The sequence below is a fragment of the Thiohalocapsa sp. genome (assembly GCF_019695415.1).
Taxonomy (GTDB): Bacteria; Pseudomonadota; Gammaproteobacteria; order Chromatiales; family Chromatiaceae; genus Thiohalocapsa.
In genome coordinates this window covers 1-2,233 of record NZ_JAIFKJ010000377.1, presented here as the reverse complement: position 1 = coordinate 2,233, position 2,233 = coordinate 1, and the positions used below count along the sequence as shown (strand labels likewise).

General features: G+C 67.0%; 2 protein-coding genes. One reads left to right on the top strand and one right to left on the bottom strand.

Annotated elements, in window-relative coordinates:
- Positions 1-211: 211 nt before the first annotated feature.
- Positions 212-550: a hypothetical protein gene (locus I6U14_RS10830; protein ID WP_296899235.1), complete on the bottom strand. Its 339-nt coding sequence runs from the start codon at positions 548-550 to the stop codon at positions 212-214.
- 1,100 nt (positions 551-1,650) lie between these two features.
- Between I6U14_RS10830 and I6U14_RS10825 the strand changes: the two genes are divergently transcribed.
- Positions 1,651-1,821 (top strand): hypothetical protein, encoded by a 171-nt coding sequence (locus I6U14_RS10825; RefSeq protein WP_296899233.1) that lies wholly within the window; start codon positions 1,651-1,653, stop codon positions 1,819-1,821.
- The last annotated feature ends 412 nt before the right edge of the window (positions 1,822-2,233 follow it).

Genomic DNA, 2,233 nt, shown 5'->3' with positions numbered 1-2,233 from the left:
GGACTTGATCGTAACGCCGGCCGGTCGCTCGCCTTGTGGGAGCGACGTCCCCGCCATGACTGGGCGCCCGTGGCGCCGAGGACGGCGCTCCCACAGCAGAGGAAGGACGATGCCAGACTCTGTCTCTTGCCTGGTCCGGTACTGGACGACTGCATGATTGGCGAAATGCAAGACCTGCGACCCCGTTGTTGTGGATCGCGATGCGAGGCCGCTAACCCCAGGGATCTAGCCCGCCGAGGACGCCGGCCTTGCGGGCCGATCGCACCTGCGCGGCATCGATCCGATCACGCCGCAGGTTGACTGTTTCGGCGCCGTTCTCCTCGATCCGTTTGGCTGCCTCGGGCAGTCGGCCGGCCGCGTCGGCGAGTAACGCCGGCAGGTCCTTGGCCCGGAAACGCTGGCGGAACAGGCGCGTCGCGGCGGACTGGGCGAGCAGATCCCTGGCGCCAACGCTGATGGGTTGCGGCAGCTGTGCATCCAGGCTCACCTGGTCGATGACCGCCTTGAGCAGCCGCGACAGCTTGCGTTGGTCCATCCGGGTATTGGCCATGCGCCGCAGTCGCTCGGCGACGAGTCGCTCGACGGCGGGCTGCGGTGTGGTGGACGTCTGCTCGACCGCGTGGACTGTCGCGCCCTCGTGTATGGGCTGCGACGGAGAGGACTCGGTAGCCGGTCTTGTAGGCTCGGGTGGGGACTGAGGCTCGGACTCGGGCTCTCGCTCGGGTTGTGGCTGAGCGTCGACCTGGGGCTCGGCCTGGGCAATCGGCGCGTAGGCAGCGGTGGGCGCAGACGACGGAGGCCGGGGCGCACCCACAGCCGGGCTCTGCGCCGGCTGCGCCGCGGACGCCGGTTCGGGCGCCGGCTCGGGCTCGGACCGCTGCGCGTCGGCAACAGCCGTCTCGGGTAGGGTAGCAGCAACCGGGTCGTCCCCCGCTTCCGGGGCAGGAGCGGCAGCGGCAGGCTCACGCCGGGCTGGCTCGGGCTGCGCTGGCTCGCGGTGATCCACGGCAGCCGGCGCGGGGCTGGGTGCCGCCTCCGGCTTGTCGTCCTGCGACGACGGTGCGATTTGTGAAGTCTCGGGCGTCGCGGTCGACATCTCAAAAGGGTCCTACTCAAAAGGGTCCTAGTGCTGCACGTTCGCCCGCGCCGAAGGCGCGACTGCGCTGGAATGGAGCGGATGGCTGCCGGGGGCTGCCCGCTGGCCTGCGCCGGAGCCAAGCATCGTTCGATGCGCTGAGGTCCGACGGGTTCTTCCAGCACCATTGTGCCAGCGGTCCAAGTCGTTGCGATGTCGCCGGGCTTACGATGGGATGACGACGGAGCGCCGGCAAGGGAATGGTGAGGTCGGAGCGAGTCCCCAAGCGCTGGTCCAGCAGCCGGAGCACCGACTGATGCAGAATCACCCAGCGAGGCAAGACGATGAAGCGGAGCCAACATGCGATGATCGCGACGGGAATTTCGCGAGCCTGCTCGCAGCGCCGATGTCGGCAAGCCAGGCCGGCCCCTTTGGCGAGCGCCGGGGGGAGCGGTCGGTTCTCCTCGGGCAGCGGTCATCAAGGCGAGTATGACTGGAATGCGAGCCGTTCAAGGAACACGACGACGCGCCGTCAGTGGGTGACCGCGGGCGGTGAGACCTTCGAGCGATCCGCGGTGACCACAGTCGATCCGCAGGAGGGCACGGTCAACCGGAGCATCACCAATCCGGTGGGCGATTCCTATACGACAAGCGGCGGTGTGCGCAGGAACGGCGCTGGAATAGTCACCGTCTGCGGTACAGGGCGTCAGGGGCGGGAAGGCTCCATCACCATCGACCGTGATTAGAAGCGGACAGGCATCGTGGGCCGGCTCGTGAAATACGCGGGCTTTCTTGCATGGGTCTCGCTCGGATGCTGGGCGGCAGCGGTCTATGCACCTGTCTCCCGCTGCGAGGTCGACGTCGCTATTCTTTGTCAGCAGGTGCCCTGCTCGGAAGGCACAAAGGTGGAGATCCAGTTCACGCGGAGCAGCCAACGCAAAGCCGCTGCCTAGGCTGAGTCTGGACGGCGACTTCGCCTCGCCGGCTGGGTCTCATTCCTGATTGGCTTTCGCCGCTGGTCAGCCACCGTGGCGGCGTAGGCGGCCTGATGTCCGGCAGCCCATGCAAGAAAGTACTTTGTATCTCTCTTACCTAGGGAGACGCTGATTTATTGGGCATCCTGCCCAAAAATCAGACGGAGCCGGAAAACGCGGTTTC